This is a genomic window from Microcoleus anatoxicus (assembly GCF_042465725.1).
GTDB lineage: Bacteria > Cyanobacteriota > Cyanobacteriia > Cyanobacteriales > Microcoleaceae > Microcoleus > Microcoleus anatoxicus.
In genome coordinates this window covers 1,079,713-1,105,458 of record NZ_CP120853.1, presented here as the reverse complement: position 1 = coordinate 1,105,458, position 25,746 = coordinate 1,079,713, and the positions used below count along the sequence as shown (strand labels likewise).

Sequence of the window (25,746 nt, the reverse complement as noted above, 5' to 3'; positions counted from 1 at the left end):
GTTTAGGTTTTTCCCAAATACTCAAACCATGCTTTTGTGGCTTCCTGAATTGAATCTGGTGTCCAGACTGGTGCTTCTTTCCACAAGCTGATGTTTGCCAACATCTGGGCTACCCCTTCGGGGAAAGGAACTTTTGGCTGCCACTTCAGGAGAGTTTGGGCCTTGGTGATGTCTCCCCAAGTGCAGTCTGGTTCTCCTGGGCGTTTGGGGATGTGGACGATGGGGCCGCCTAATAGTTCCACTAATGTTAGGACACTTTGGGGGTTGCCGGAGCCGATGTTGATAATTTCACCCGTTACATCCGATGCTGCTGCTGTGACAAATGCTTCTACGACATCGCTGACGAAGGTGAAGTCTCTGGTTTGAGTGCCATCGCCGACAAGGGTGAAGGGTTTTCCTGCTAATTTTTGAGCTAAGAAGACTCCGAAGACGGCACCGTAGGCTCCAGTGGTTCTGGAACGGGGCCCATAGACGTTAAACAGTCGCAGGGAAAGGGCCGGGAGTTTGTAAACTTTGGCCCAGTGCATGACCATTTGCTCGCCTAAATACTTTGTCAAGCCGTAGGGGTGTTCGGGAGCACAGGGATAGGTTTCAGGTGTGGGATATTGGTCTGGGATGCCGTAGCAGGTGGAAGATGCGGTGTAGACGAAGCGTTGGATTTGAGCGTGGCGGCAAGCGTCTAGCAGGCTAAAAGTACCTTGAACGTTCGAGTGGTAGTATTGGTTGGGGTTTTCGATCGACGGTACTAAGTCTGCCAGCCCTGCTAGGTGAAATACCCAGTCAATTCCTTCTAGGGTTGACGGGGTGATGCTGGCTGCGTCTTGCTCGATAAAGGTAAATGTGTTATGGGTTTTGGCTTGTTCTAGGTTGGCGAGGCGACCTACAATTAGGCTATCTAGACCTGTGACGGTGTGGCCGAGGGAAAGCAGGCGATCGCACAGGTGGCTACCGATGAAGCCGGCGGCACCTGTCACTAAACAGCGTTTTGCAGTAGTCAATGGCTATCTCCTTTCAAGTAAGGTTGACTCAAAATAAAATTGCTAGATTGAGGGGTAGAATATTCCTTTTGCATTTTCTGGCTGATATTCTTACCCGTAGCATGAGTAAAAGGCATTACAATGTCAATGCCAGGTGGGAGCTCTTGAGGCTTGATAATGGGAATATTGCCAATGTTGTTGCCCACCCTTTGGCTGTCTTCATCAATGAAACAACTTGGCGGATTTGACAGTTGACTTGATAGCCAAATTCCTGATATTCCAGTGCCAAAAATAGCATACTTCCGATTCTGGGTTGCTCTTTCAAACTCTGCTACTGTTTGTTTGAGCCAGTAAAAGTAGCCATCGGGTGTAAAACTTGAATCTGGCAAGGATTGTTTGGGGAGGGCGCGATCGCGCTTCAGTAGTAGAGTCAAGCAATTGTGTACCCAATCATAGCCATCAAGTTCTATCTGATAGCCCGTTTCCTGACAAAGCTTGATTAAGGCAGAATTAGTAAAATGCGACCAATGATCGATCGTAGCAAAGTCAAAGGGAGTGCGATGAATATCTGGAACTTGTATGAGTAAAAAGCCCTCTTCAGTCAGGTAATTTCTTAACAGGTTGAGAAATTGAGCGGGTTCTGGGATATGCTCCAAACAATGCCACAAAACAATTAGGTTAAATTTTTCTCGTGGAACATTCTCCAAGGTTTCCGAAAAAAAATCAACTACTCCAGGAATTGCTAAAATTTCTTCTTTTGATTTGTCTCCCAAGTCAAAGGCAAATAACTGCCATTTCTCCAAAAGTTGACTAGCTGACTTCAAAATAGCGCCATTCCCCGTACCGATATCGAGTAGGTTTCCCGATTTTGGTAACAACGAAATACATTGCTCTATCGCATGATAACTTCGGGCGCGCGGTGGGCTATCTTTGGGAAAAACAAGTTGTTCTTTTCCGCTTGAAACTTTGTAGGTTTCATAATTTTGATAAAGAGAGTTAATGAATGAAAGTTCTCTCTCGCTATGAGCTTTTTGCAGGTGGTGGCAGTTTTGACAGTAATAGATTTTGGCTGGTAGAGAACACAAGTCTGGTTCCGATGTTACCGAAGCTGGCTTAAGACCAATATCTCCCAATTCTGTTACCCGATCGGACCTGCAAAGATTGCACTTCATAAACTTAGTTCTCTACTTTAGTTGTCTATTGTTTGATCAAGTAAGCACCTGGAACATTATTCCATTCAAATTTCTTGAGTTCTACGTGCTGTCCCTTGAAATATTCTTCTACTGCTTTACTTTCTCCCGACCATTCTAAGATGCCATATTCATCAAATATTACAACTCCCCCTGGCACAACTAATGGATATAAATAATCTAAACCTACTTTTGTAGGTTCGTACATATCAATGTCGAAGTGCAATAAGGAAATTCGCAAACCTGGGTTTTTTGCTACAAATTCGGGAATGGTTGCGGTTACATCTCCCACTACCAGTTCAATGCGTTTTTTCCAGCCCACAAACCTGTCTGCATCAAATATGTCAATTACATCCAGTAATTCTTCATAGAATTTCTCTGGACTAAAACCGCCTTCTACCTTGTGAGACTGTTCGTAGTTAGGGCCGTCTTCAGGGCGTAAACCTGTGAATCCTTTAAAATTGTCAAAACCCCAAACTTTTTTAGTGCGATCGCCTATGTTACGCGCTTCCAGAAGATTAGCAAAAGTCATCAAACTCTGACCTCTAAAAACCCCTAGTTCTACAATGTCCCCCGGTAAATCAATAGTGCGACGAAACAGTTCGTAGTGAGCCAGAAACTTTTTAAGAACAGTACGCCTTGCGTAAATCGGAAAGCCATTGATAATTTCTATAGGGGAAACTTTGTGTTTAGAAAATAGATCTTCTAAGCGACTTTCAATCTCTTGATCTTTTGTGTATTTTTTTGTGCCGTCAAATTTTTCTGCTTCACTCACTTTCAGCCACCTCATTTAGTTAGTTTTATGGATTTCCCCAGACCAGGGATCGTAAAAAGATTTTGAACTTACAGTATTCGTGCTAAAAGCCCTCATGTCAATACTAAATCTGATAATATTATTTGAGGTATTGAGAGCTGATGCGTGAACAATAGTGGGCGTAAAAAATAGCACATCCCCTAGTTCCATTTGCGGTGAGTACGCAGCGTAGGTTGACTCCTCAAAAAAAGCTCTACTTTCCCAAGCACCGCTGGAACCATGGGTTAAGTTGCCCAACTCTTGAGTCCCTTCGTAAAATGTCACCCCACCTACTTCCTCTGTGATTGGCGTTAAAGGAACCCAAGCAGTAATAAATCTTTCTATATGCGTACTGTAAGCATTATCTTGATGGGGCGGTACTATAGTTTGTTCGGCACGAGGCACTTTAAATCGGAGCATGGGAGGATAGTGCAAAAAATATCTCGTTTCGCCGAAAACGTCTGCTACTAATTCTCGCAGACTTAGGGTAGCTAGAAAGTCGCGAATTTCGGCGGACAATCGAGTTTCTAAGTCAAACTCCCCCCTCAAAAAATGGCGTAAATCTTTTGGGAGTCCCATTGCTTCATACTCGGCAATACGATCGCTGTGATACCGATAGCTTTCCACCGATGTTACATCTTTTCCCCCAGACCATTCTTGGAAGCGATCGCGCAGGTTGTCAAGCCTTGCCGCTAGGTAATTCTGCATTTGGCGGATAACTGCCTGGTCTATAACCTTGTGGCAAACTAGATACCCTTGCTGAGACAGAATTTTAGAGTGAGAAGATTGATATTGTTGATGTTGAGCTTTGTCGATCATATAGTCACTGTTCCAATCATTCCATTCCTTTTAAAGATGCCAATTGAGCGTTATTGTAAGCCTCAGCGGTCTCAGAAACAACTGAACGACTCAGTTTTTCATAGTAGCCTGCTTTTAAAGAGGGGTTAAGGGGTGCTAGGGCATTTACTACCCGAATGTCGGAACTCCAGCGACAAACTAAACCCCGATTCTCTACGCTACCATGCACTGTAGCCAGACTGAAAATTAGCGCCTCACCCACAGCCAGCGGCACTGGCTGCATATCTGCGGTGCAGGATGGATCTATTAGTTTAGGAGCATAGAGAAATCCTAACTGATGTTTGACAGAACCTTTGCTTACTTCAGGATTTTCTATCTGCGTGAGGGAAAAATCGGACTCTGGACGAATGTGAGAGCCTGATAAAACAGATAAAGCACTCTCCGGTGGAACATCAGTATAAGGCACTAAAACAGATAATTCAAACGGGGAACAGCCGTAATAAGTGTCACGATGGTAGCCTATATTATCTTGGGGTTTGCCCGGTCGAGTAATTCGCAAGTGAGGCTTACTCTGAATGTTTAAATCTTGTCCCAAAAATGCTTTAAACAAATCAAGTTGAGCGGTTATGACTTTATGCGCCAACTTTTGAAACCAAAAAAATTGAGTTAGCTGGAACTGCAACTCTGTATGAGTTTTGTCATCACCAATAACTTCGTGATAATCTTCTAACGTGATGCGATCGCTTCCCGTTAGCCTCCGCAATTCTGCAAGTAGTGACGCACGAGCGGCATACACTACTTCTGGATTTGGGAGTTGCACTACTATCCAGCCATATTGGTAGAAATGGCGTTCTAGTTTTTCTATATTTATCTTGCTGCTAGTTAGCTCAATCACCAAGAACCTCCATCAATAGGCATTACCGAACCAGTACAGAAAGAAGCCTTTTCGGAACATAGCAGAACTACCCAATCACTGATTTCATCCAATTGAGCGAATCGTTTAATTGCCATGCGCCGATCGAGATAGGTTGCCACCATCTCTGGTTTTTCCTGGGACATTTTATCCCAATGGCTACCTTCATGACGAATTGCTCCGGGCATCACGGATGTGATGACCACTCCGTCTGACGCTACTGTACACCCTAAGTTCCGGGTGTAAGCGTTTAGAGCGGCTTTGACGGCACAATAGGCAACTGCTCCTCGACTCAGATTAGCAGCAATTGAGGAAATATGCACTACTCGCCCCCATCGACGTTGCTGCATGGGGGGAATCAGATAGCGGTTTAACTCTGCGGCAATTTCAAAGTTGAGCCGCCAAACAGAACGCCACTCGGTTACTGTGCAGAAGGGGTCTCTAATTGCTAAAGTTCCCCCTAAGTTGTGGATAATAATATCAATCTGTTTGTTACCTGACTGGATTTCTTCGATAAGTTGAGTCGGTGCGCGATCGGGTACTAAGTCTTTAGCAATGCCCCAATGACCTTTAGCTTCACCCCCCATTTCCGCAACTAAGGAGATAATATCTGCTTCGGTGCGGGCAACAACTCCCACTTGTACTCCTTCCTTGGCTAAAGTTAGGGCAATTTCTCTGCCCAGACCTTGACTGCCTCCAACTACTAAAGATGATTTTCCTTCAATTCCTAAGTGCATAAGTCGCTCACTTTCTAAGGGCTTGGAGAAATTCCGTTACAGCATCATACTGATCGTAGTATATAACGTAACGGCTTAATAAATCAATGTTCAAATCTGGCAACAATAAACTGTGACTAACTTTTTCGTATTCTTCCCTTAAATGGTAAATAGTTATTACCCCATCCTCCCAAAACCAGACTTCGCGAACTCCTATTCTTTTATAGAACTCTAATTTATCCAATCCACCGCTAGTCAATATTACTTCTATTACTAAGTCAGGATTTGGTTTTTTAGTCTCCAAATTGTAAGATTCATCCGGTTCTTTTCTACCTTGAGTTTCTTCACTACCTAAAGTTGCACTACCTCTAATATAAAACCGGATACTTTTTTCTCTCATGTAAGCTTCTATCAGCGATCGCAATGTTCCGTTTGTCTCCTCGTGTTCTAAACTTAAGGTCATAATTTCTAAAAATCCGTCTAAATAAAACAGTCTGACCCCTGGTACTTCTGCTAAGACCGTATCCAAAGCCTCTAATTGCGACCAGCTTATTCCTAACAAAACGAGATGGTCTTCTAGTAAGGGTTCTTGTAATGCTAAGGTCATAGTTTATACTCCTTGTAACTTTTTATAACTTCAAGTTATCGTTAAGCTTACTTATCCTGTTCTTAACTCCTCTAATCTGTTTAGAATAGCATAATATCTTCACTTAAGGGCTTGTAAAAAGAAGTCGTTTAGTTTTGGATTTTCTGACTTTTGATAATACCCCCCCATAGGTGTATTAGATAAAGTTAAGACTGCTTGTATCATCTCCTCAAAATTTTCTATTTGGCTTCTGTCTTGAAGCACCATTTCTTCCAAGGCTGCGTGTAATTCACATCCAGCACCTAAAATCCGGTCATAGATTTCCAATCGCGACTCGGTTTTCTGGGGTAACACAAACAGACTAAATAGGATGATGCCCTCTAGTTGTGGCAATTCTGCCAAAACATCGTACAACATCATATAACATCCAGGCATGGCGTATTCAGTGGCACTGAGTTTATAGGCTAAATTATGTCGCGTGGCGTAGTCGCGAACTACCAAGTTTTGCACGCGGTGGGGGTAACTTACACCTCGCACTGGACGACTGATAATGTAACCGCGATAACCTGATTTTTTACTCATTGAACCCCCCTGGCATTGTGAATTTCATCCCAATTTTTGAGGCGGGACGCACGGCGATGGGTGCGAAATATTCGCCCAGACGTTTATCTGAGTAAGGGGTAAATAAACCTTTAAATCTAATATTCATAGACCATCTGGTTGTAGATTCTTCGTTGCGTCGATTGCCGTGCATAATAGTCGGAGTAAATAAAACGACATTGCCATAGGGAACTTCCAACCATTCAACTTCTGGTTCAATTGCTTGATAAAGACTTTCTGTTCCTGTCTCTGCAAATTCATGTACTTTTTTCCGCCCTCTAGCATCAGCATCAGGGGGTAAAATAAACATACTTTTTGTCCGATAGCAATCAACTAAGGGAATCCATAATACTACTTCAAATGGGGAACATTCTGACCCCCAACTATCAGAATGTAGGGGTAATAAAGAACTGTCATCACCGGGAAGTTGAATGCTTAAACCGATATTCCGCTGCATCACCAATTCGTTGCCAACAATGGTTTCTACTAGGGAACGAGCGCAAGAGAAATAGGCTTCTCGAAACCAATGTTCTGCCATTAAACCTGATATTATCTGAAGGCGGAAAGAGTTAAGTTTTTCTATTGGTAATAAAGAGGCAATTGTATCTAAAAATTCTCCCGCATCGGTCGGAGTTGCCACTCCTAAAAAATTAGTGGCTAAATCTACTGTTTTGTTTCTGATTTTATCCAGATTAGATGGATTTTCGCAGGGTTTGATTACATAGCCATTTTGAATAAAAGCAGCACTTAAGTCTGTTTCTGACTTTTGCATAAAGTTCATAATTTATTATGCCTATACCTAATATTTTGTGATAGTTAAAACCCTACTCAGCGATGAACCAATAGTAATCGCCTCGGTAGTCAACTTCTCCAAACAGTTTAACCCAATCATTGACGTGCATATAGGTCAAGGCTGTTAGGTTCCAGTTGAGCATTCTTTGTTTTTCTTCATCATTGTGCCACGCATCCACAATGATAAAGGCGTGTTGGCGGGTGACGCGCTGAATTTCTCTCAAGGCTTGCTTACAGTCTTCTAGAGGTAAGTTATGCACTGTGTTGATGGAAATTACTAAATCAAAGGATTTATCGGGGTAGGGTAATTCTTTGGCGTTACCGACTTGCAGATAGGGTTTGACTTCTTCTTTAGCGTTGGCGATCGCGTATTCGGAGATATCGATGCCGGCGATGGTGATGTTGGGCATAAGCTGTTTGAAGTCGTACAGCATGAACCCTTTACCACAGCCGACATCGAGGATGCTGGCACTATCTGGCAAGTTGTAGTGGTCGCGAAAGCGTTTTACGGTGTCTTGCCAGAAGCGGGGGTGATAGTTGTAGCCGCCGTATCCGTAGAGGCGATCGCCGTCGAAAAACTCTTTGCCAAATTGGCGGGCGATCGCTCGGTGTTCTTCGGTAATTAGTTTGGCGCGATCGTCGATCGGACGCTTGCTACGGGGGTACAAATCTAATAGATTTATTTCTTTGCCCATGCTTCCTCACTATGACAAAATCAAGTCTTTAATTTTGGCATATTTTCAAGATTTTGTACATATTCACCGCCGTGCGCTGTTACAGCAAACTTGCCTAAAAAAGACTCGCCAAGTTCCTCAAAGGAATAGGTGGCATCTGTTTTTTTCTGATAAACTCTTGGCACACCGTAATAATCTATGCGATTGCGAACATTGAGGCGAGCCACTTCTACAAACCCAATTTGATTCAACAGTTGATCGTAGTTAATTGAATGCCGACCGGGTTTGAGTTTTGAGCTGTCGCGAATGTAGAAATATCCCCCTTGACTCAACACTCTAGAGGCATGAGACATCAACCACAAAATGCCGGAAAAACTGACTTCATTTAGAACCCATGTTGCTGTGATTAGGTCAATAGATTTATCCTGAATTAACGGAACAAACCAGGAAGGGCAATGCTTGATTTTGTATTTGCTATTATTGTTTAGTTCTTTCGACATTGCGTCATAAGTAACCTCAAAATTTTCCAATTCCACTAGGTCTAGATAAGCGCCTGGAGCTGGAGATATAAACCTGAGAAAGTGTCGCTGAACTGCATAACTCTTAGGACTTGCCTCCAGAGCATAAAATTCTGAATTCAACCCTTTTAAGCTGTAGAGTGCATGGCTTCCCAAACCAGAGCCAATATCAAGATGCTTGATTGAATTTGTTAAATCCTTGCAATTCTTCCTAATAAAACAGTAGTCTTGTGTCCTGCCTAGAGCATGACAACCAATGTAAGTTTTCAAGTCGGAAGCTAGAGGTGTAGGACTCAATATTGAAAAAGGAAAAAAGTGTTTGCAAAAATTATCCAGTTGTTCTTCATAGTACCCCTTCATTTGTTCGTAGTCGCTTGTCAGAACTTCATCAGGTGTTGCGTACTCTTCATAAAACATGGATAGATACAGCAGAATTGAAAAGCTATCTATCGTAGTATAAAGTTCAGGATGACGATCGCCATCAACCCATTCAAATGGATGACCTAGCCTGTGAGATTTATCTCCGTAGAGCCAGCCTTGTCGCGCTAATGCCTTATTCAAGGATTGTAAGATGTCGTTCATTCTGGGTTACTCATTATTTTTGAATTGCTTTTCATTTTACTATGTTCAGTGTCATGTTTTATCATCACAACTAAGATAGTTTATTAATCTATCTTTTCATGAACAAAGAAGGCTTTGCTATGCCCAGTATAAGAGAAAATTCTGGACTGTGAAACCTATTTTGCTCTTATTTTCGTGTTATAACGGGTACAATATCAACTTCGCCCCCTAGCACAACCAATGAAGTATAGCATTATTCTGAACCAACAGCTCCCAACTCGATCAACTGCTCATAGCTGTACCAAGGAAGTTTAGGATAATTAGCATTTTCCCCAGCACAAACCGGACGAAAATCGTGTTTTATAGCATGAGTAAGTGTGAATTCAATACTAATGCGATCTTGGGTTATTGGAGATACACCTCGGTGTTTTAGTTCTGTATTTTTGAAAAGCAGCCAAGTCCCTGAAGAACCTTTAATTGGTAGTGTAGAGCCATCTTTAAGAGCCAACTCTGTAGTCCCTATTTCTAGGCTGGCTCCAGTGAGATAAACCATAATCTTGTAAATTGCTGGATGAAAACCATCATTATGCCAAGAATTCAGAATCATTTCAGGTGCGCCTTTATATGCTTTCCAACAACGAATTTGGATAACACACCAGGGCGTTCCTATACACTCTGTCACTGGTTGAGCTAAGATTTTCAGGATTGGAATCAATCTCTTTAAATGCTGTTTTTCCAACTTGTAATAAAGATTCCACGCATTTATTTCCTTTTCGTAAGGCTTGAGTGTGTAATTATAAACATAACCAGGAACAAAGTCATCTTGAGAAAAATTCATTGTCGGGCATTCTTCTAGTACCTCTATGAAATTTGCAACATCGGCTTCTGGCAATAATCCTTGTTTAAACCCAAGTTCAACAAATTCTGGATTGACTTTTTCTGAACCCGAAATTGACGTAATAACATACTTAGACCAGATATCCCACATTAAACGAGAATGACCTTCTACCAAGCTAGGGTTAGCGACGGCTGCTTTTTGATAGCTTTGAATAGCTTCTTGCAAGCGCCCCTGCTGTAAAAATGTATTGCCCAAGCTAAAATGAGCTTCAGCACAGTCAGGCATAAATAACAGAGCTTGTTGATAGCTTTGAATTGCTTCTTCTATGCGTCCTTGAGTTAAAAGTGCGTTACCAAGACTATAGTGAGACCAAGCCCAATTGGGTAAATTAACAATTACCCGTTCTTCAAAAGATTCATCCAGCTTACTTGAAGATGACAATCCATTGCTTGAACGAGAGTGACTGTTGAAACTAACAGCATCTTCAATGAGTCCCAAGAAATCTTGCTGGCTCAAACCTTGATTGTCTAAGGTGTTATGTGGGTTCAAATAATTAGTGTCTTTCTCAGCCCAGCAGTATGTACTGTAATCTCTCAACCCAAAGCCTATATCAGGAATATCTGCACAGTCTTTTAAAATTGTTTCTTGGTCAAAAGTCTTCACTCGGAAGCCTGTCAAACGCAGCAGTGCTTCTAGTTCTTTTCGACTCCAAGCATTGTGATGACCCCAATGGATATTTTTCTCCGTTTTGAGAACTATTTGTCGCAGCACAGAACTAATTTGGGAAGGAGTGCAATTGGCAATCAATTTCTGATAAAACTCAACGGGCATCGCGGGAGGGCCGAAATATACGCCCTCACTGTCTAAGTTAACCCGCCCTGAATACACATCGCCATATTCATCATTCCAAAAACAGCAGAATATACAAGCAGCTCTGTAATCTAAACAGTCAACCATCTTGCGATTTTTCCATGTTGGTACGAATATACCGTAATTCCACGCATCGTAATCAAAAAAGCTCTCATCTCTGCGTCTCCAGTAATCCAAACTTCTATCGAAGTCAGGAATCTTGATAATAAAACGACCATTATCCTTGAGTACCCTGTAGGTTTCGCTGAATACTCTAAAAATAGTAGGGTTGTCTATATGTTCGAGAGCGTGGGATGTGTACACAGTATCCAAGCTAGAACTTTCTACTGGAAAAACGCAACTGGGACTAAGGTGATATGGATGAGGATTGAAAATACTGGTCACTTCTTCTAGATTAACCCAACCTAGTTTGACAAAGTGAGATCCACCGCCTATATTTAATGCGTTGGGCTTCTGCAACGCTTGGACTGTTGTCCCACGCTGACAAATTTCGATCGCCTCTTTGTGCTTGCCTTGGGATAAAAGTAAATTGCCCAACTTGAAGTAGGCTTCTATTAAACTGGGCTTGATAGTGAGCGCTTGCTGACTTTGAATTGCCGCTTGCAGGTTAATTGCCTGTTCATATCTTATAGCTGCCTGGTCTAGATCGCCCTGATTTTCAAGAACTGTTCCCAGATAAAAATATGCTTCTGCCCAGTCTGGTTTAAAGGCGATCGCTTGTTGGAGACAATCGGCTGCTACATCCAATCTGCTTTGCTGCTGACACATTTCAACCAGTCGCAGGTAAGTTTCTATTGCTTCATCAAGTTTACCCTGCTGTCCCAGTGAAATGACTCGCCTGTGTCCTTCGGTCAAGTCAAAGATATGGTAACTTGCCTTTTGATGACTTTTAATTGCAGAAGTATCAAATTTTTTGTCTTCTTTACCTGTAACTATCTTGCGGTGTACTTCTGCTAAGTTATCTTGAACGGGGCTCGCTTTTGCCAAACTCTTAATTGTTGCTTCATCGAGTTTGTAATCCTGTCCAAATCCGTTTCCCCACTCAGAGTGTGCTTCTGCTAAGTTTAGATTAAAAGCAATTCGTAGTAGACCCATCTGAATTTCTTCTTTCAGCTTGGGTTGGCATCGCAAGAAGTTTGCTAATTCACCCTTGGTATCAGCCCACTTAGGCTCCAAAGCAATTGCTTTTTGTCCGCAGGCAATTGATAAATCTACCCGACCTTTCTGATAATACATTAGACCCATATTCCAGTAAACTCCTGCTAGTTCTGGCTTGAGTTCAACGGCTTTTTTATAGCTAGAGATTGCCTGATCTAGCTTGCCTTGCCGATACAACAAATTCCCTAGCTTTGCATGAATTTCTGGAAGGTTATGGTTGATTTCTAATGCCTTTGAAAAGAGACGAATAGCATCTTCAATATTTCCCTCATCGTAATAGGAATCACCCATTTTTTGCAAGGATTCAACATCTTGATTGCTTAAATCTTGAATTGGATTTTTGGTATCGGTGTACACGTTCAAAAGACTCCTATTTTTATTGATTAACTAAATTCTTTGAGATCGAGAGATTTATTTTTAGTGTCGAGCAAATGAGTATATTTGCGTAAGAATTTTTGACCCATTCTACTGCCTGCTCCATAAATTCCGTAGCTTTCAGACACAAGATTGAATTTTTCTTGTAAATTTTTATCTTCTTCTGTGTATTTAATTTTTCCATCTAGTCGCTCCAGCATTTCCAAAACCAGGTCATTGATTTCTTCTGGTGTATTATCTATCACCCTGATGCTCATTGAGGGTTTGAGATATTCAAGGTGATAACCAATGGGAGGCGAGATTTGTTCTGGGAAGGTCAAATACCGGTTCTCACTTTCAGACCAGTAAAGTTTGGGGATGAAGATATCATTGCCAAAATACGGCGGAGTTGATAAGGGGGCCCAATTTGTTAAAACACACGGTACTCCAAAAGTAGGAGGTACTAGATACGGTCCTGATGTCGTTCCAAGTAAGAAGCGACATTGAGACCAAAGAACAACATCCATCCAATCACTTTTTAAGTCACTGTGAACATAGTCAATCACCTGCCTGATGGCAGGTAATGGTGTCATTGTTGAGTCGCCCATGCGTATCACCCACCCGCCCTGCGCGATAATAGATTCAATTGCTAATGAATATGTCATAATATCTGCATTACGGATACTCTTTATAGGATTGCATCGTTCGTACAGACCAGCTTCTCGAACGTGCAAACAAACAAACCACGCATCATTTGGTACACCGAGTTTCCGCAAGTATTCTCTTCCCTTCTCTTGGTCAGAAGCTGACAAAGCAAGTAGCGGGGGTCTATTTTCCGTTTCCCATTGTTTTTGAGCTGTTGCTGCCGCAGTAGCATAAAAAATGTTTTTACCATTGGCTAGCGTCACCATTGCATTTCGTTCTTCCGAATAACTAACTAAAGAACTTTGTGATGGATCTGAGACAATTGGGCAGTAAAAACTCCAATAGTTTAACATACACCAATTAGCTATATAATGGTGAGGAGGGGCAAAAATTTTATACTGGTTTTCTACTGGTAGCCAACCCAAAATGTGCATTTTGATGCGAGAGTCCAAAAAAGCTGTGTGACCTATAGCTCGAGTAAAATCATATCCGAAAAAGTGGATATTGTTCTGGCCCATTTGATGGGCATCCGCTAAATTTTGTCTAACTTTTGTACACCTGTTCCAAAAGTTCAGTGCTTCCTCTAAATAACCAGCTAGATGCAGCCAATTGCCTGCTGTGTAGTATCCTTCTATCCAATCCGATCGCAGGGAGAGGGCTTGTTCGTAAATCTGAAGTACGCCTTCTAAATGCTGTGGGTTGTCTAATAAACAGTATCCCAAGCTGAAGTATGAGTCTTTCTCCCAGTTGGGATTGAGCGTAAGTGCCTTGCGATGGCAAGCTAGAGCATCCCTATAGTTGCCTTGCAGTAAAAAGGTATTTCCGAGCCGAAAGTGTAGTTCTGCCCAGTTTGGTTCAAGGTTAAGTGCCTGTTCGTAGCTCTCCCTTGCCTCATCAAATTGGCTTTGCTCTAAAAGGGAGTTTCCCAGCCGGAAGTGTGCTTCGGCTGAATGCGAATCAAGGGTAATTGCCTGTTTATAGCTCTCAATAGCCAGCTCCAGCTTATACTGCTGAAACAAAGCATTTCCCAGGCTCAGATGTGCTTGTACCCAGTTTGGTTTGGTGGCGATCGCCTGCTGATAACTTTCAAGAGCTTCATCAATTTTACCCTTTTCCACAAGCGCATTTCCCAATCTGTGATGAGCCTCTGCCAAGTTGTGAGAAATGGCGATCGCTTGACGATAACTTTCTATTGCCCCATCAATTTTACCCTGCTGGGTCAGAACCGATCCTTGCTGTACCAGTGCTTCTTCCAAATTTTCATAATTATACACATTGGGGTTTAATTCAATTGCACGACTATAGGCAGAGATTGCCTCTTTTAGACAGAATGAGACAACAGAGAATATTAATTGAGAGGTAAATTCTGGTGCTTGCCGGAATGTGCCGAGAATTTGGTTGCGGGTTATACCATCACTGAAATGCTGAAGCCAATGCTTTTTGCCAAATTCATCAGCGTCGCGTTTCAAATAAGTACGATAAACTTCTTCAAGAAAAGCTTCATTATCTAGTTGAGTTGTTGCTTGTAAGAATTCTTCATCGTTAAGATAATAGAGATTTGAACAGTTCCGATCATTTCCTTTTGAAAGGATTTCTTCTAAACGGTGATAACAGCCTATAGTTTCTAAGTTTATTTGCAGAGATAGTTGATGTAAGGCTTTACCCAAGCTGTTATAAAATACATAAGAATTTAGGGAAATATCGATATTTGTGGAAAGATCGATGGCGCGATGATATTGAATAATAGCCACATCCAGTTGACCATTTTTCGCTAAAACTTCTCCCATCTTGTGGTGAGAACAAGCAGAATTTGGATCTATTTCAATGGCTCGACTATAGTGAGCCAAAGCATCATCCCATCGTTCCAACCTAGCAAAAACTTCTGCTAGGTTGTGGTGAGACCAATGAAAGTTGGGATTTTGCTCAATGGCTTTCAGGTAGGGGGCGATCGCTTCCTCTAGTTTTCCTTCATGTTTAAGTTGGTTAGCAACCTGAAAATATCTCACAGTTTTTTCCTTATTTTCTGACAGCATTAACAATCCCCTCAATTGAGTGAGTAATTTTAATTTTTATTTAGCAGGCCATCCAAACCTTTTGATAAGTCTTTCGGGAATCATGCTAGAAGCTTTTTCAGCTTGTTCTGGTGTAAATACTTCCCGCCACTCATCAATTTGCCCTTTTCGATTATGTGTACCAGCCTTAAATTCTGGAGGGATCGGAAAAGTAAATCGCGATTTTTCTATTTCATAAAAATTCAAAATAGACTCGAAAAAACTCTCGGGGTCTGTTGCTAAATCCTCATTCCTAGTAAATAATATTTTAGGATAAAACAATGGATCTTCTTCAGCATCTACCCAACCTTCTATCCATTTGATTATCTCCGGCAAACCCCAATTCTCTATCTGCCAACTTATTTGGTCTGTCAAAGACATTGAAAAATATTTTTCTGTAATCGAGGAACTTAAGGTAATAATCGGAGAGCGCTTCCATAAGTTTTGCATATAGTAAATCATTGAGAGTGTTGTTTGGCGGGGATCGCGAACATGAACAACCAATCGATCTACATACAAACTTAAGAGTAAAAGGTTAAATGTAGAAGCTAAAACATGGCCTGTAATAATACAATCTTTTAATCTGTGATTTTCTAATGAAGTTTGGACTAAATATTGTCCAATTGTGTTATGTCCCCCAACGGTTGGATCTGACGCAAAAGGTATAGATAATCCCCGGCTCAGAGCATAGTTAGTATAAACACTTCCCGATCTTTGTAATGGGAAAAAACACATTCCTCCTGTATTTCCTTGACCTCGCAATTCGGCAAATTTAATTTTGTTTGATTGATAATAGCAGCGAAGAGCATCATCACGTTTTCCTTGGGTCAAAAATATGTCTGCCAGTCTGTAGTAAGCAATTGCTGAATTAGGATCAATTTCAAGAGCTCGCTGGCAGCAGCTAAATGCTTGATCTACTTTACCTTGGCTCCGCAATGCCATTCCTAACTGGAGGTGAGCCCGTATTGAATCAGGTTGGGCGTGAACGGCTCGTTCATAGCTATTAGAGGCTTCTTCAAGCTGGTTTTGGTCTTGGAAGATTTCGCCTAAATGCAAGTATAAGTTAGAGTCTGGTTTAATAGCTATCGCATTTTGATAAATATCAACTATCCCTGACACCAACTTGCTGTTTATTTCCTTGACGCACACATAGCTTTGATAAGCTTCGGCAAATTTTCTAACGTCAACCAATAGTTTGATTAACGGTAAATATAGTTCCACGAACTGGGGGTTTATAGTTAGGTAATTTTTATAATTGGCAATTACTTCTTCAGAAAAATTAGGTTGAATTTTCAGCGCCTGCTCATAAGTTTTAAAAGCTTCCTTAAACTTTTTTTGATCTAAAAGTATGTTGCCTAGATTAATGTGCAATTGGGCTAACTCTGACTGGTTAGTAATCTTTTCTTGATAGATGTCAAGAGCCCTTTGATAACTAGCTATTGCCTGCTCCAATTTTCCTTGCTGCGATAGTGTACTGCCAAGTTGCCAGTGACCATCGGCCCAGTCTGGTTTCAGGGTGAGAGCTTGTTGGTAACTTTCGATCGCTGCGTCTGGTTCTCCCTGTTGCCACAGAGCACTACCAAGTTGCCAGTGACCCTCGGCCCAGTCTGGTTTCAGGGTGAGAGCTTGTTGGTAACTTTTTATTGATTCAACCTGTTGTCCTTGCTCTAGCAAAGCACTACCAAGTTGCCAGTGAGCGTCTGCCCAGTCTGGTTTCAGAGTGAGGGCTTGTTGGTAACTTTCTATGGCTTCAACCTGTTGTCCTTGTTCTAGCAAGGCATTTCCTAACTGTAGGCGACCCTCGGCCCAGTCTGGTTTCAGAGTGAGGGCTTGTTGGTAACTTTTGAGCGCTGCCTCTTGTTGTCCTTGCTCTAGCAAAGCATTTCCTAACTGCCAGTGCGCGTCTGCCCAGTCTGGTTTTAGGGTAAGGGCTTGTTGGTAACTTTTGAGCGCTGCCTCTTGTTGTCCTTGCTCTAGCAAGGCATTTCCTAACTGTAGGCGACCCTCGGCCCAGTCTGGTTTCAGAGTGAGGGCTTGTTGGTAACTTTTTATGGCTTCAACCTGTTGTCCTTGTTCTAGCAAAGCATTACCAAGTTGCCAGTGAGCGTCTGCCCAGTCTGGTTTCAGAGTGAGGGCTTGTTGGTAACTTTCTATGGCTTCAACCTGTTGTCCTTGTTCTAGCAAGGCATTTCCTAACTGGAGGCGAGCATCTGCCCAGTCTGGTTTTAGGGTAAGGGCTTGTTGGTAACTTTCGAGCGCTGCCTCTTGTTGTCCTTGTTGCCACAAAGCACTACCAAGTTGCCAGTGAGCGTCTGCCCAGTCTGGTTTCAGAGTGAGGGCTTGTTGGTAACTTTCTATGGCTTCAACCTGTTGTCCTTGTTCTAGCAAGGCATTTCCTAACTGGAGGCGAGCATCTGCCCAGTCTGGTTTTAGGGTAAGGGCTTGTTGGTAACTTTCGAGCGCTGCCTCTTGTTGTCCTTGTTGCCACAAAGCACTACCAAGTTGCCAGTGAGCGTCTGCCCAGTCTGGTTTCAGAGTGAGGGCTTGTTGGTAACTTTTGAGCGCTGCCTCTTGTTGTCCTTGCTCTAGCAAAGCATTTCCTAACTGCCAGTGGGCGTCTGCCCAGTCTGGTTTTAGAGTGAGGGCTTGTTGGTAACTTTCTATGGCTTCAACCTGTTGTCCTTGTTCTAGCAAGGCATTTCCTAACTGTAGGCGACCCTCGGCCCAGTCTGGTTTCAGAGTGAGGGCTTGTTGGTAACTTTTGAGCGCTGCCTCTTGTTGTCCTTGCTCTAGCAAAGCATTTCCTAACTGCCAGTGCGCGTCTGCCCAGTCTGGTTTTAGGGTAAGGGCTTGTTGGTAACTTTTGAGCGCTGCCTCTTGTTGTCCTTGCTCTAGCAAGGCATTTCCTAACTGTAGGCGACCCTCGGCCCAGTCTGGTTTCAGAGTGAGGGCTTGTTGGTAACTTTTTATGGCTTCAACCTGTTGTCCTTGTTCTAGCAAAGCATTACCAAGTTGCCAGTGAGCGTCTGCCCAGTCTGGTTTCAGAGTGAGGGCTTGTTGGTAACTTTCTATGGCTTCAACCTGTTGTCCTTGTTCTAGCAAGGCATTTCCTAACTGGAGGCGAGCATCTGCCCAGTCTGGTTTTAGGGTAAGGGCTTGTTGGTAACTTTCGAGCGCTGCCTCTTGTTGTCCTTGTTGCCACAAAGCACTACCAAGTTGCCAGTGAGCGTCTGCCCAGTCTGGTTTCAGAGTGAGGGCTTGTTGGTAACTTTCTATGGCTTCAACCTGTTGTCCTTGTTCTAGCAAGGCATTTCCTAACTGGAGGCGACCCTCGGCCCAGTCTGGTTTCAGAGTGAGGGCTTGTTGGTAACTTTCGAGCGCTGCCTCTTGTTGTCCTTGTTGCCACAAAGCACTACCAAGTTGCCAGTGAGCGTCTGCCCAGTCTGGTTTCAGAGTGAGGGCTTGTTGGTAACTTTTGAGCGCTGCCTCTTGTTGTCCTTGCTCTAGCAAGGCATTTCCTAACTGGAGGCGACCCTCGGCCCAGTCTGGTTTCAGAGTGAGGGCTTGTTGGTAACTTTTGAGCGCTGCCTCTTGTTGTCCCTGTTGCCACAAAGCACTACCAAGTTGCCAGTGAGCGTCTGCCCAGTCTGGTTTCAGAGTGAGGGCTTGTTGGTAACTTTTTATGGCTTCAACCTGTTGTCCTTGTTGCCACAAAGCACTACCAAGTTGCCAGTGACCCTCGGCCCAGTCTGGTTTCAGGGTGAGGGCTTGTTGGTAACTTTTGAGCGCTGCCTCTTGTTGTCCTTGTTGCCACAAAGCACTACCAAGTTGCCAGTGGGCGTCTGCCCAGTCTGGTTTTAGAGTGAGGGCTTGTTGGTAACTTTCTATGGCTTCAACCTGTTGTCCTTGTTCTAGCAAGGCATTTCCTAACTGGAGGCGACCCTCGGCCCAGTCTGGTTTCAGAGTGAGGGCTTGTTGGTAACTTTTTATGGCTTCAACCTGTTGTCCCTGTTGCCACAGAGCACTACCAAGTTGCCAGTGACCCTCGGCCCAGTCTGGTTTTAGGGTGATGGCTTGTTGGTAACTTTTTATGGCTTCAACCTGTTGTCCTTGTTCTAGCAAAGCACTACCAAGTTGCCAGTGACCCTCGGCCCAGTCTGGTTTCAGGGTGAGGGCTTGTTGGTAACTTTCGATCGCTGCCTCTTGTTGTCTTTGCTCTAGCAAGGCATTTCCTAACTGTAGGCGGGCATCGGCCCAGTCTGGTTTCAGAGTGAGGGCTTGTTGGTAACTTTCGATCGCTGCGTCTTTTTCTCCCTGTTGCCACAAAGCATTCCCTAACTGCCAGTGACCCTCGGCCCAGTCTGGTTTCAGGGCGAGGGCTTGTTGGTAACTTTCTACTGCCTTTCCTAGCTTACTTTGAGAGTAATACACTTCACCAAGTTTGTTATAAGCTTGGGTACGAAATGCTAAGTCTAATTGGATAGAAGTAGCCTTTTGATATATTGATATTGCTTCATCCAGATTCCCCTGTTGCTTCAAAAGATTGGCCAACTCCCACCATGTTCCCCAGGGAGGTGATTGAATTAGAAAAATTTGCGAATTTTGCAACACAGTTGGATTAAGTACGAGAACTCGCTGATATGCCTCTAGAGCTTCCTTCTCTTGAGCGACTTTTGCGTAGGCATTCCCCAACTCCCACCACATTTCCCATTTCTCTGGTTGCAATTGCACTAAGGCTTGATATGCAGGGATGTAGTTTTGATTGAGATTAATTACTTTTTGATAAGCTGCGATCGCCCCTTCTCTCTGATTCTGCTGTGTCAGAACTTGTGCCAATTGCCACCACAGTTCCCAGGAATCTGGCTGTAACCTTAGCAAATTTTGATAAGCTTCCACAGAACCAGGATTTAGCTCTATGGTACGCCGATACATAGCTATTACCTTCGCCAAATCCAACTCGGTTCGCCGTTGCAAGGCTTTCCCCAAACTCTGCTGAATTTCCAACTCTTCTGGCTCTAATTCTAAAGCTTTTTGATAGCAAGCGATCGCCTCATCCAATCTACCCATTTTTTTCCAAGCTTCCCCTAAACTGTAATGAGCCCAAGGTGAAGATGAGTTTAGTTCGATCGCACTCTGATAGGCATTGACAGCTTCTTCCCAACGACCCAGCTTAGCCAAAGCATCCCCCAAATTGTGGTAAGACCAATAAAAACTTGGGTTTTCCTCAATCGCTTGACGATAGGATGCGAGCGCTTCCTCCCATCTTCCTTCTAGCTTCAGTTTGTTTGCCGTATCAAAATAGCTTACTGTCATTTTTCATCCTTCAGATATGCAGCCGATCTCTTAATTTTTATGGATATAGACTAACGGCTCCTGCTCGATCGCAGACCAGTTACTTTCAACCCACTCTATCACTTCTTGCACCCCTTGTTCAAAGGAGACTTGAGGCTGCCAGCAAAGTTCCCGTTCGGCCCTTGAACAGTCTAGCAGATATTGGGAATCCTGCCCCAATCGCTCACCTACAACCTGAACGCATTTTTCAAAATCATACCCCATGCCAGCACAAACCTGACCTACAATATCAGCAATAGTGCGATCGCTCGGAACGGTAAAGTGATAAGTTCCTGGGTTCCCTTGCTTCAAAGCCAACAATAAACCCTGGACAACATCTCGGACATGAATAAACGACTTAACTGAGGTTCCTCCACCATGCAGTTCAATGGTTTTACCCATTTTTAGGTAAATTGCGGTTCGGGGAATAATCTTAAACAGTTGTTGATGCCTGCCGTACACATTAGTCGATCGGATAATAATCGCCGGAAACCCAAAGTTCTTGCTGATGCTATTCAGGTACATATCCGCGGCTGCCTTAGAAACAGCATAGGGCGTACTGGGGTTGAACAGCGTTTCTTCCGTTACTTTATCCGCACAACTGCCAAAAATTTCCGCCGATGAAATGTGAACGTAGGACTTGAGATAATCCCGAATTCTAAGCTGGTCGCATAACTTTACTACCGCCGTCGTATTAATGTCAAAATACTCAACTGGGCTGTAGTTGCTCAACCCTACCTCACTCAAAGCAGCCACATTAATTACCACTTCCGGCTTGGTTGCGTCTAGCAGTTCTATCAGGCGATCGAATTCCCTGACACTATTAATTTGGTGGAAAGTAAAATCAGGATTTTTCCGTTTTTTGTAAGGCAGGAAAAAGTCTTTATATTCTGGCGATCTGCTAACGCCAATTACTTGATTATCGGGGTCATCCAACAAAGCATCTACAATGTGACAACCCGTAAAGCAATTACTGCCAATTACAACGTAAGTGGTTTTACTCATTTCATCCCTCCTTTTAGATAGAATGAGCGCACGCACTCGATCATATAATCAATTTCATCTGAGGTGAGATGTTGGTGAGCTGGTAAAGTGATCGATACTTGCGAATCTCTCTCTGCTACTGGAAAGTCACCTTTCTTATAGCCCAAATGAGCAGCGGCTTTTTGCAAGTGAACGGGAATTGGATAATGAATTTTCGCTTCAACTCCATTTTCCTGCAAATAAGTCAGTAGTTCATCTCGATGTTCCACCCGTAAAATGTAGAGGTGGTAAACGTGCTTAACATTAACTGGACGGTGGGGAATGTGAATGAACTCACCTAAATCTGCAAAGGCTTCATCTAGGCGTTTCGCATTAGCAATTCTGGTATTAGTAATAAACTCAGTTTGGTCTATTAACCGATTGCCAATCACGGCTTGTAGTGAGTCCAAACGAGAATTGTGACCGAAAATTGCCACTTCGTCGCGGTTAATTAAACCGTGATTGCGGAACAATCGCAAATTTTCGTACAACTCTTGCGATCGCGTCACAATTATCCCACTATCACCCCAAACATTCAAATTCTTTAACGGATGGAGCGAAAAAGCAGCCGCTTCTCCCCAACTACCCACATACTTGCCATCTCTAGCCGCTGTAATTGACTGACAAGCATCTTCAATAACCAGCAAATTATGTTTTTCCGCAATCTTCATAATCGCAGGCATATCTGCCACATTACCCGTGTAGTGGACTGGTAAAATCGCCTTGGTCCGGGGAGTAATCGCCGCCTCAATTAAGTTAACATCAATCGTATAACCTTCATCATTATCCACAAATACAGGAGTTGCCCCCGTCATCGCGATCGCCCCCACCGTAGCAATGAAAGTATTAGTGGTGGTAATTACCTCATCCCCAGGGCCAATCCCCAGCATTTTCATCGGTAAAATCAGAGCATCAGTACCCGAATTCACCCCAACCGCGTAAGGCATTTGGCAAAATTCAGCAAACCGACGTTCAAACTCAGTCACAGGAGCTCCCAGCGTAAAATCGCCGCTCAACACCAATTCCCGCACGTCCGCCAGATAATCATCAACATTCGCAAACTGCCGGTCGAGGTAAGAAAACTTGACTTGCATTCTCTGTTTTGTTAACATATTTACCCTTCAATTACTACCATAAAACGCTTGAATACTGTCGCAAACACGCTCTAACTGCTCCTCTGTTAACCCCTGATTTACTGGCAGACTTAAAATTAGATTAGCCTGTCGTTCAGTCACGGGAAAACTATCCTCTCCATATCCTAACTCTTTTCCGACAGTAGAGAAGTGGATAGGAACTGGATAGTGAACTGATGTACCTATTCCCCTTTCTCCCAGAAATTGCCGCAGTTCTTCACGGCGTTCTGCTTGAATAACAAAAGTGTGGTAAGCGCATTTTTCATGTTCTTTTTCCAGCGGCAATTTCACCTGCTCAATTCCTGCCAATCTAGCCTGGTAATAACAGGCATTTTGGCGTCGCTGTTGAGTCCAAGCTTCGAGATAGCGTAATTTTACCAGTAAAATTGCAGCTTGCATCGTGTCTAGCCGAGAATTATGGGACCACATCACACAGTCATCGCGGGTGCGAAGACCTATATTCCGCATAATTTTCAACTTGTCATACAGTTCTGGATCGTTTGTTGTGAGAACTCCGCCATCGCCGCAAGCATTTAAAGTTTTCAGCGGGTGCAAACTAAACCCACCTATTGTACCAAATGAACCGACTCGCCGACCTTTATATTCAGCCAAGACTGCTTGAGCGGCATCTTCCACCACATATAATCCCTTCTCTTTTGCCAATTCTAAAATAGGCTCCATATCGCAGGGACGGCCTGTGAGGTGAACTGGTAAAATAGCTTTAGTTTTAGAAGTAATAGCTGCCGCAATTTTATCGGGATCGATATTATAATCATCCCGTACATCCACAAAGACCGGTTTAGCTCCTAGAACTCTAATACAAGTTGCTGAAGCAATAAAGGAATTAGGTGCTGTAATTACTTCATCACCACTGCGGATTCCCAAAGCTTTAAGGGCAAAAATTAAGGCATCCGTACCTGAGTTAACGCCAACAGCATAGCGGACACCGCACATTTCTGCAAATTGACGCTCAAATTCGGATACTTGTTCACCTAAAATAAACTGCCCGCTGTCTAGCACTTCGCTAATAGCTGCCAAGATTTCGGACTTGATTAGTGCATGCTGTTGGGCTAAATCAACGTAAGGGATTCGCTCTACCTGGGATTGAGAATTGATAATTGGAGCCTGGAGCATTGTCATTTTTAATAAGTTTTAATTGGGTGAGTATTAAAACGGCCCTGTGAATCTTTTATCTGGAACATCCAGGGGAGTTTCCCGCAGAATTCCCAATTCTGTTTCTGTTTGTACGACCAAACCCATCATCGTGCGGGCAGCATTTACAATGTCAACAGCGCGGGGATAGTAATCGTTGGCGATCGCCGGACTAGATGGTGCGTACACATCAGGAAGAGCGATACGTTTGGGACTGCATTTAAGAAAAGGATAAGCTTCTTCTGCCACAATTGCTAGGATTTCGCTGGCAAAACCCAAGGTTCGCCAAGCTGCATCGGCTGCAATCAGTCTCCCGGTTTTGCGTACTGATTCCAAAATAGTTTCGGTATCTAAGGGTTTGAGCGATCGCACATCCACGATTTCTGCTTCTATCCCGTCTCGCGACAACAACTCAGCAGCCCGCAACGCTTCCAGCGTCATGTAAGAAGTTGAAACAATCGTTACATCCTGACCTTCTCTGATTTTCCGAGCTTGGCCAAGTGGGACGCGGTACATTTCCTCTGGTACTGGGCCAAAAATTTGGTGCAGCCAGCGATGTTCAAAAAATATGACAGGGTTATTGTCTTCGATCGCGGCAATCAGCAAGCCCTTAGCATCATAAGGCGTTGTCGGCATCACCACTTTTAACCCCGGCACATGAGCAAACCAAGCTTGCAGACTTTGGGAGTGCTGCGGCCCTTGACCCCAACCCCGACCGATGACTAGGCGAATCACCAGGGGGACAGATGCTTTGCCACCAAACATATAGTGCCACTTAGCGGCGTTGTTCACCATTTGATCCATCGCCAGCAGCGCAAAGTCAACCCGCTGATGCACCAAAACCGGGCGCATTCCCGCTAGTGCAGAACCAATTGCCACGCCAGTCATACCATTTTCAGCTAACGGCATATCCAGCACCCGCTCTTTGCCAAATTTCTCCCGCAGTCCCAAGGTAGTGCCAAAAATGCCTTTAGGATCGGGAACCCCTTCTCCCATGACATAGACGGCCGAATCTGCGACCATCGCCTGAGTAAGAGCTTCTTTAATTGCCTGAGCAAAGGTTAGTTCGCGCTGGATCATAGTCGGATTCATGCGTAGATATGCTGGAAGAGAATTTGCGGATCGGGGAAGGGGCTACTTTTGGCAAAGCTGACCGCTTCCTCTACCTCAGAGGAGATTACCCTTGTCATCTCCTCCAAGTCTTCTGCTGTCAGAATCCCTTGCTCTAGTAACTCAGCTTGGGTGCGTTGAATGGGACAACGCACTTTCCACTCTTGAAATTCAGCTTCCGTGCGATAGCCCAAGTCATTGTCGTAGTTCGGCCCACAATGTTCCCGCCACCGATAAGTTTTGAACTCCAGAAAAGTTGGCCCACCACCACTCCTTGCACGTTGCACCGCTTCAGCGGTCATCTGATAAACTTCTGCAACATCATTTCCATCCCCTTGAAAGCTGGGAATATTGTGAGACTTGGCTAGAGCATACACTTCTCGCCCTAGGGGTTGGCGTTCGCTCATCCCCGTGTACACGGAGTACAAGTTGTTTTCGCAAACAAAAACCACAGGTAGATTTTTTAACGCAGCGAAATTAGCACTTTCGTGAAAAACACCTTCTTCTGTGGTGGCTTCTCCGAAGAATACTACCACTACTTTGTTTAATCCTTGCATGACGGCTCCCATAGCAGCGCCTACCGCCACAGGTATTGTGCCGCCGACAATGGGAGCAGAACCCATAAATCCGGCCTCCAAATCGATCAAGTGCATCGATCCGCCTTTACCTTGACAGCAACCGGTGGCTTTACCGTACATCTCAGCTAAAAAAGCTTTTAAGTTGCCTCCGGCTGCTAAATAGTGACCGTGAGCTCGGTGATTGCTAAAAACGGCATCAGTCGGGTAAAGCGTGGCACAAACGCCAGCGGCGATCGCTTCTTGACCGATAGACAAGTGTATCGGGCAGCGCATTTCCTGTTGAGGATAAAGTTCAACAATTTTCTCCTCTACCAGGCGGATGCGGAGCATTGTGAAAAATAGTTGTTTCGGCAATTCGGGAGGCATGGTTATTTTACCTGAATTT

The 25,746-nt window shown here is 43.7% G+C and carries 19 protein-coding genes; all 19 read right to left on the bottom strand.

The features are described from left to right. Positions 1 to 2 precede the first annotated feature (2 nt). Positions 3 to 998 (bottom strand): SDR family oxidoreductase, encoded by a 996-nt coding sequence (locus tag P2A85_RS04680; protein ID WP_377477829.1) that lies wholly within the window; start codon positions 996 to 998, stop codon positions 3 to 5. Then, complete coding sequence (locus P2A85_RS04675) at positions 995 to 2,149, bottom strand: class I SAM-dependent methyltransferase (protein ID WP_377477828.1); 1,155 nt, start codon at positions 2,147 to 2,149, stop codon at positions 995 to 997. The genes P2A85_RS04680 and P2A85_RS04675 overlap by 4 nt, the downstream gene beginning before the upstream one ends. A 25-nt stretch (positions 2,150 to 2,174) precedes the next feature. Then, positions 2,175 to 2,942, bottom strand: a complete 768-nt coding sequence (locus tag P2A85_RS04670) for a TylF/MycF/NovP-related O-methyltransferase (protein WP_341734618.1) — start codon at positions 2,940 to 2,942, stop codon at positions 2,175 to 2,177. Positions 2,943 to 2,957: 15 nt separating this feature from the next. Then, a complete protein-coding gene (locus P2A85_RS04665) occupies positions 2,958 to 3,779 on the bottom strand; it encodes a phytanoyl-CoA dioxygenase family protein (protein WP_377477827.1) in 822 nt (273 codons plus the stop codon). 16 nt (positions 3,780 to 3,795) lie between these two features. Beyond that, positions 3,796 to 4,653 (bottom strand): phytanoyl-CoA dioxygenase family protein, encoded by an 858-nt coding sequence (locus P2A85_RS04660; RefSeq protein ID WP_377477825.1) that lies wholly within the window; start codon positions 4,651 to 4,653, stop codon positions 3,796 to 3,798. Next, entirely contained in the window at positions 4,650 to 5,408 is a 759-nt protein-coding gene (locus P2A85_RS04655) for an SDR family NAD(P)-dependent oxidoreductase (protein ID WP_377477824.1), read from the bottom strand. Before P2A85_RS04655 ends, P2A85_RS04660 begins: the two co-directional genes overlap by 4 nt. 7 nt (positions 5,409 to 5,415) lie before the next feature. After that, complete coding sequence (locus P2A85_RS04650) at positions 5,416 to 5,994, bottom strand: Uma2 family endonuclease (protein WP_377477823.1); 579 nt, start codon at positions 5,992 to 5,994, stop codon at positions 5,416 to 5,418. A gap of 99 nt (positions 5,995 to 6,093) precedes the next feature. Beyond that, the gene (locus P2A85_RS04645) at positions 6,094 to 6,555 is read right to left on the bottom strand and encodes an LIC12192 family sporadic carbohydrate cluster protein (protein ID WP_377477822.1); all 462 of its coding nucleotides are present in this window, start codon (positions 6,553 to 6,555) and stop codon (positions 6,094 to 6,096) included. Further along, positions 6,548 to 7,354, bottom strand: a complete 807-nt coding sequence (locus P2A85_RS04640; protein ID WP_377477821.1) for a sporadic carbohydrate cluster 2OG-Fe(II) oxygenase — start codon at positions 7,352 to 7,354, stop codon at positions 6,548 to 6,550. Before P2A85_RS04640 ends, P2A85_RS04645 begins: the two co-directional genes overlap by 8 nt. 43 nt (positions 7,355 to 7,397) lie before the next feature. Then, positions 7,398 to 8,060: a class I SAM-dependent methyltransferase gene (locus tag P2A85_RS04635; RefSeq protein ID WP_377477820.1), complete on the bottom strand. Its 663-nt coding sequence runs from the start codon at positions 8,058 to 8,060 to the stop codon at positions 7,398 to 7,400. Positions 8,061 to 8,080: 20 nt separating this feature from the next. Further along, the gene (locus P2A85_RS04630) at positions 8,081 to 9,139 is read right to left on the bottom strand and encodes a class I SAM-dependent methyltransferase (protein WP_377477819.1); all 1,059 of its coding nucleotides are present in this window, start codon (positions 9,137 to 9,139) and stop codon (positions 8,081 to 8,083) included. A 232-nt stretch (positions 9,140 to 9,371) separates the two neighbouring features. Next, positions 9,372 to 12,341: a tetratricopeptide repeat protein gene (locus P2A85_RS04625; RefSeq protein WP_377481312.1), complete on the bottom strand. Its 2,970-nt coding sequence runs from the start codon at positions 12,339 to 12,341 to the stop codon at positions 9,372 to 9,374. A gap of 26 nt (positions 12,342 to 12,367) precedes the next feature. Then, a complete protein-coding gene (locus P2A85_RS04620) occupies positions 12,368 to 15,016 on the bottom strand; it encodes a tetratricopeptide repeat protein (RefSeq protein WP_377477818.1) in 2,649 nt (882 codons plus the stop codon). Positions 15,017 to 15,052: 36 nt separating this feature from the next. Further along, a complete protein-coding gene (locus tag P2A85_RS04615; protein ID WP_377477817.1) occupies positions 15,053 to 20,347 on the bottom strand; it encodes a tetratricopeptide repeat protein in 5,295 nt (1,764 codons plus the stop codon). Positions 20,348 to 20,377: 30 nt separating this feature from the next. Continuing rightward, on the bottom strand, positions 20,378 to 21,370 hold the full coding sequence (locus P2A85_RS04610) for an NAD-dependent epimerase/dehydratase family protein (protein ID WP_377477816.1): 993 nt from the start codon (positions 21,368 to 21,370) through the stop codon (positions 20,378 to 20,380). Continuing rightward, positions 21,367 to 22,500 (bottom strand): DegT/DnrJ/EryC1/StrS family aminotransferase, encoded by a 1,134-nt coding sequence (locus tag P2A85_RS04605; protein WP_377477815.1) that lies wholly within the window; start codon positions 22,498 to 22,500, stop codon positions 21,367 to 21,369. Before P2A85_RS04605 ends, P2A85_RS04610 begins: the two co-directional genes overlap by 4 nt. Positions 22,501 to 22,509: 9 nt before the next feature. Continuing rightward, entirely contained in the window at positions 22,510 to 23,655 is a 1,146-nt protein-coding gene (locus P2A85_RS04600) for a DegT/DnrJ/EryC1/StrS family aminotransferase (protein ID WP_377477814.1), read from the bottom strand. A 33-nt stretch (positions 23,656 to 23,688) separates the two neighbouring features. Next, on the bottom strand, positions 23,689 to 24,765 hold the full coding sequence (locus P2A85_RS04595; protein WP_377477813.1) for an alpha-ketoacid dehydrogenase subunit beta: 1,077 nt from the start codon (positions 24,763 to 24,765) through the stop codon (positions 23,689 to 23,691). Beyond that, positions 24,762 to 25,727 (bottom strand): thiamine pyrophosphate-dependent dehydrogenase E1 component subunit alpha, encoded by a 966-nt coding sequence (locus tag P2A85_RS04590; protein WP_377477812.1) that lies wholly within the window; start codon positions 25,725 to 25,727, stop codon positions 24,762 to 24,764. The genes P2A85_RS04595 and P2A85_RS04590 overlap by 4 nt, the downstream gene beginning before the upstream one ends. Between the last annotated feature and the right edge of the window lie 19 nt (positions 25,728 to 25,746).